Source organism: Sporolactobacillus inulinus (assembly GCF_006539285.1).
In the GTDB taxonomy this organism is placed as follows: Bacteria; Bacillota; Bacilli; order Bacillales; family Sporolactobacillaceae; genus Sporolactobacillus; species Sporolactobacillus inulinus.
The window spans coordinates 1-5,434 of sequence record NZ_BJMS01000140.1 but is presented as its reverse complement, the minus strand read 5'-3'; the positions used below and the strand labels follow the sequence as shown (position 1 = coordinate 5,434).

General features: G+C 43.1%; 7 protein-coding genes. 5 read left to right on the top strand and 2 right to left on the bottom strand.

Annotated elements, in window-relative coordinates; genetic code table 11:
- Positions 1 to 269: 269 nt before the first annotated feature.
- Both gcvH and SIN01_RS13755 read right to left on the bottom strand, forming a co-directional pair.
- The gene (gcvH, locus tag SIN01_RS13760) at positions 270 to 650 is read right to left on the bottom strand and encodes a glycine cleavage system protein GcvH (RefSeq protein ID WP_010024972.1); all 381 of its coding nucleotides are present in this window, start codon (positions 648 to 650) and stop codon (positions 270 to 272) included.
- A gap of 92 nt (positions 651 to 742) precedes the next feature.
- Positions 743 to 1,123, bottom strand: a complete 381-nt coding sequence (locus SIN01_RS13755; RefSeq protein ID WP_039745554.1) for a Spx/MgsR family RNA polymerase-binding regulatory protein — start codon at positions 1,121 to 1,123, stop codon at positions 743 to 745.
- Positions 1,124 to 1,274: 151 nt separating this feature from the next.
- Here SIN01_RS13755 and SIN01_RS13750 point away from each other — a divergent pair, with 151 nt between their 5' ends.
- From SIN01_RS13750 to SIN01_RS13730, 5 genes are all read left to right on the top strand, one after another.
- The gene (locus SIN01_RS13750; protein ID WP_010027401.1) at positions 1,275 to 1,553 is read left to right on the top strand and encodes a hypothetical protein; all 279 of its coding nucleotides are present in this window, start codon (positions 1,275 to 1,277) and stop codon (positions 1,551 to 1,553) included.
- Positions 1,553 to 1,888, top strand: coding sequence for a spore coat protein (locus tag SIN01_RS13745; protein WP_029548349.1), 336 nt, complete (start codon positions 1,553 to 1,555; stop codon positions 1,886 to 1,888). Before SIN01_RS13750 ends, SIN01_RS13745 begins: the two co-directional genes overlap by 1 nt.
- 123 nt (positions 1,889 to 2,011) lie before the next feature.
- Positions 2,012 to 3,430, top strand: coding sequence for a S9 family peptidase (locus tag SIN01_RS13740; protein ID WP_084688953.1), 1,419 nt, complete (start codon positions 2,012 to 2,014; stop codon positions 3,428 to 3,430).
- Between the two features lie 291 nt (positions 3,431 to 3,721).
- The gene (locus tag SIN01_RS13735) at positions 3,722 to 4,522 is read left to right on the top strand and encodes a CAP domain-containing protein (RefSeq protein ID WP_010024527.1); all 801 of its coding nucleotides are present in this window, start codon (positions 3,722 to 3,724) and stop codon (positions 4,520 to 4,522) included.
- A gap of 145 nt (positions 4,523 to 4,667) precedes the next feature.
- The gene (locus tag SIN01_RS13730; protein WP_237760163.1) at positions 4,668 to 5,378 is read left to right on the top strand and encodes a GDSL-type esterase/lipase family protein; all 711 of its coding nucleotides are present in this window, start codon (positions 4,668 to 4,670) and stop codon (positions 5,376 to 5,378) included.
- Positions 5,379 to 5,434: the final 56 nt, after the last annotated feature.

The following is a 5,434-nucleotide window of genomic DNA, read 5'->3' as shown; positions in this document are numbered from 1 at the left end:
TAAAATAAAAAAATAAAAAAAGTGTAGCTCAGGATTCAGAGTCAGTTGCTCTTCTTTTTTTTTAACATAACATGTCCCATTAACTGGATGAACTATTGTCAAAAACTTTTGTTAATGTACAGGTCGATCGTTTTTTTGTCGAATGAACGCAAAAAAATCCTTGTCTTATTTATACCATGCACTGCTGCTCCAATAAAGCAACAATACGGTAACAAATTGATGACAAGGATTGTGATGACCGGTGGTGTCTTAATCGTTACGCTTTTAAATTAACCGATCAATTTCTCATAAGCAGCAGCATCAAGCAATTGTTCAAACGCAGATTCATCCACAGATTCAAGTTCGATCATCCACGCTTTTTCGTAGGGGGACTCATTGACAAATTCGGGTGAATCCTCCAATTCATCATTAATTTCAGATACGACACCGTTAACCGGTGCATACAGTTCTGAAACCGTCTTTACTGATTCGACGCTGCCGAATGAGTCGCCGGCGCTCAGTTCTGCACCGACTTCAGGCAATTCGACAAAAACGATGTCTCCAAGTTCTTTTTGTGCAAATTCCGTAATACCGATACGAACTTTTCCATCGGCTTCTTTTTTTACCCATTCATGATCTTTTGAATAAAGCAGGTCTGTTGGTACGCTCATTATCTTGCCTCCGTTTTTTTCACAAATGATGTTCTTCTTCCTAATGATATACATATTATACCGTAAGGAAATGGAAGAAAAAACCGTAAAGTTTATGCGTTCTTAACCTTTTCCAGCCATTCCTTTTCAAACAGGTGCTCACTGAATCCAACGGTCGCCTTTTGTTCATCAAAAACAAGTGGACGTTTGATCAACATGCCGTCCGCTTCTAGCCACTCCAGTAATTGTTCTTCAGAAGCATTTTTCCTTTTGTTTTTATAATCGCCTTCACGATAGTGCTTTCCGCTTGTATTCAAGAATTTGCCGATTGGTGCCCCACTTTTTTTGATGATTTGTGCTAATACGGCACGACTTGGCGGCTGTTCGGCAATATTTATGATCTGATAGGAAATATGATGCTCATCCAGCCATTTTTTTGCTTTTCGGCAAGTGCCGCATGGCGGGTAACTGTACATCGTAAGCACATCGTTCATCCTCTCTCTACGTTTTTGCTTTCTTTTTTATTATACCCAAGCGTATTTGGCAAGCCAAAGATCACCACCAATTCGCATCAATTTTTTTAAAGCATGTGGACATAATACAAAAGAGCGCCGCTACCAAACAAAACAGGAGTGTGAAAAAAACATGAATATGCAACAGCAAAGCGGGCAGAATCAAGTGACCTACCCACAGCCTCCGGCAATACTTTCTACAAAAGATTTTCTGTACATTGAAGACATGCTTTCGTGGAACCTTGAAATCATTAAAAAGGCCCATGCCTATTCAACAATGTGTCAGGATCAAGACGTTGTTCAAGCGATGAACCGGACATGCCAGCTTCACATGCGCCATTACCAAACAATCCTGAATCACTTGAGTAAACATGTTCAAGCGAAAACAATGGCAGGAGGTATGGCAAAATGATGGAACAACAGCCGGCACAATCCATGCCGATTCAAAATCCGGAAGCTCAGGTTTCAAAAACCCCGCAAATGAATGACCGCGACTACCTGAACGATGTACTGCTTACAGAAAAATATTTGGGCGTCTCTTATGTACATGCGCTTCAAGAAGCCAGCCATCAAGCTTTATATCAAGATATAAAGAACGTCTCCGAACAGACCTGTGATCACCAACGTGATCTTTTTAATCTCATGTTCAACAAAGGCTGGTACAAAATGGAGTCTCAAGACCCACAAAAAATTCAACAGACGGTGCAGCAGTTCACTCAGTACGCGCAACAGCAATTTCCTAAATAAGGTTAAGTTTTGCCTTTGGACATCATCCCATACCTTGGGATGATGTTTTTTTCGTTTTAAACAAAAAATGCTGATCTTCCTTTTCCAATTGCCCGGATCACCAAACCGAATTGTGATGCGAAGATGCCTCGATTTTCATTAGATGGACATACACTCTACTTTTTAATGACAAAACCCGCTCCTGAACAAAGCGATTTTCTGTTTGATGTCTACGCCTATCACTTGTCAACGGAAACAACAGCCTGCATTTATCAAGCCAGAGGTACACTCTATGATCTCGCTGTTTCCCCAGATGGGCGTACGGTCGCACTTGCTGGAACTGAAGATGGCGAATTCTCTCCGAAAAACATTGAGCTATTGCTGCTCCCTTCTCATGGAGGAACCGTCCATCATATTACCGAGCACTGGAATCTATCACTTGGAAACTTTGTTAGTACCGATGCCCGCTTTGATGAAGGAGAGTCCTTAATTGCGTGGACCGAGGATAGCCAAGCGCTGATCTGTCTCGTTCAAGAAGGAGCGATTAGCGGTTTAAAGACGGTGCATCTTGACGGAATCTGCACAACGCTTTTTATGAAAGAAAAGCATGTCGTCACTTCTTTTGCGATGCAGAACAATGTTATTGCTGCAATCATTTCAACACCGTTTTCAACCGGTGATCTTTATTTCCTAGGAAATAACGACTCAATTCGACAAAATAGTCGCCATAATCAATCGCTTTTTAACCAACTCGACCTCAATGAACCGATTGCTTTTACTTACAAGGGGGCTGATGATTGGACCATCGATGGATGGGTACTGCTGCCGCCAAATCGCGCACGAAAGGCCAAGAAAATTCCCATTGTTCTTGAAATTCATGGTGGACCCGCTTCCGCATATGGTGATTCATTTAATCATGAATTTCAATGTCTTGCAGCAGAGGGCTATGCGGTCGTTTATACCAACCCGCGCGGCAGCCGAGGTTACGGCTCTTCCTTTTGTGCAGGATGCTTTAATGACTGGGGTCGAAAAGATAAAGAAGATCTTTTAAAAGGTCTTGATTATGTTCTTGATCATTTTCCAGAATGTGATCGAACGCATCAATACGTCACCGGAGGCAGTTACGGAGGATTCATGACCAATACGATCGTTGGTACGACCAATCGTTTTCGTGCCGCCGTGACCCAGCGTTCCATTTGCAATCTTTATAATTTTTACGGGACGAGCGATATCGGCTACTCTTTTTTGAAGCGTTATTTTAATGGTGCTGATTTATGGAATGCTGAAGAACGGTTGATGCAGTTCTCGCCAATCCGTAACGCGCCGAAGGTTAAAACACCGATCTGCATAATCCATAGCCAGCAGGACCATCGCTGCCCGATCGAACAAGCAGAACAATGGTATGTTGCCTTACGCCGCCTTGGCGTTCCTGCTCGTTTTGTGCGCATCAATGGTGAAAATCATGAGCTTTCGCGCAGTGGGCGGCCGCAAAATCGTTTTACGCGTTTGCACGAACTGATGAATTGGTTCAATCGTTATTGTCCAAACGAAACAAAAGACTAAACGTCACACTTTAGATCATTGACTTACAGAGGGCATCTCAACTTTGAGATGCTCTTTATGATTTTGGACGGACTGGACTGGGATAAGCAGTGTGATAGAAGTCACCGCATCCTGCGGAAGTAAGACTAGGTGTCGCCTCGGTTTTCTTATCTTCAGCTGCATGTCATTTGCCGCATTCCCTCCATTTTGACTTAATCTTCCACAAATCTGGTAACATCATGTAATTCATCCTTTTACCCCATTACTAATCTCCTAATCCCGAAACCTATGAACCAAGGAGGGAGTTATACAATGAAAAAGAAAGTTGTTGGTTTAACGATCGCAGGTGCACTTGCCCTGCCACTCGCTTTTGGAGGAGGTCAGGCACAAGCAGCGTCTCCGTCAAACAGTAAAGTTTGCACGAAGCAATTCAATGCATTGATCAATCCATTGAATGTGCAAGAACAGCAAGCTACGGATCTCGATGCTTTGCTTAAGAAACTGGGAATCAACCTTGATGTGACCCAACTCCAGGAACAATTTAATTTGCAGCTGAATGCAAAGGATCCGTCGGTACAGGCTCCGGAGAAAAAGGAGACAACTCAGGCTGAAAAACCTAAGGCTCAGCCACAAAAAGAGCAACCGGCGCCAAACCAAGGCAACGGATCTTCTGAAAAAGCAGACAAGCCTGCAAATGATGCATCACAGCCATCGAACAGTGAGCTGAATGCTTTTGAACAAAAGGTTGTTGATTTGACCAACCAAGAACGGACAAAAGCAGGTCTGCAGCCATTGAAAGCAGACAACAGTAAGCTGTCTAAAATGGCCCGTACAAAGTCTCAGGACATGAGAGACAAAAACTACTTTGACCACCAGTCACCGACCTACGGTTCACCATTTGATATGATGAAGCAATTCGGTATTTCTTATAAAACAGCCGGTGAAAACATTGCTGCAGGACAAAAGACGCCAGAAGAAGTCGTTCAAGGATGGATGAACAGCCCGGGTCACCGTGCGAACATTCTGAACGGAAGCTTTACGACAATTGGTGTCGGTTATGTTGACGGCGGTTCTTACGGTTCTTACTGGACTCAAGAATTTATCGGTAACTAATTTCTATCCCCAAAATAATTCGACATTCATTTTCAGCATCTTGCCATGTACATGAGGCAGATGCTGTTTTTTTGTTTTTTCTCGGCGACCATCATCGATAAAGTGAAAAGTAAACTGCCGTGATTTTACTTCATTTGATGCTTTATTGGCTCAAGCATTCGAGATGCTTGAACCAGATGCAGCTCATAAGAATACATTAGAAACAGGAAAACTTTCTCAATTGGAGGTGACGATGTTGCGCGCAGAGCCTCTCTATACTGCACTGGGCGATTCATTAACCGTAGGCATCGGTTCAACTGTATTTCAACCTAATTTTGTTAAACTTTATCAGCGAAAGCTAGAGATGTATTACCGTGTAAAGCTGAGACGGCAAGTTTTTGCAAAGAACGGGGCAACGACCGAACAGATTCTGCAATCCACATTTCACCCGGAAATCGCTTCAACGATTGGAAAATCAACGTTTCTCACGATTACAGGCGGCGGCAATGATTTTCTCAAAGCCGGGCGATACTGGATGAAAACGGGCGATTTTTCAGCCATCTTTCAAGCAACCGAAAACAGTTTAGCCCACATGGAACAGATGATCTACAGAATTCATCTGCTTCATGAAGACAGCACTGATCCTTATCTGGTGCGCATTCTTAATTTATACAATCCACTCTTCTATATACCGGAAACCAATCATTGGCTTGAAAACTACAATAAACGTTTAAATCAGTTCGAGGATGATGCGCACGTGCGTATCGCTGACGTTTATCATGCCTTCTCAGGGTATGAACCGCAGCTGCTCGGTTTTGACCATCTGCATCCAAATCCGATCGGTTATCGGGTCATGGCTGATGTAACGCCGGTTTGATTTTTGAACGCGCTATCCGGGAAAAAAAAAAGACTCCTTTAGAGCCGAGCCGTTTG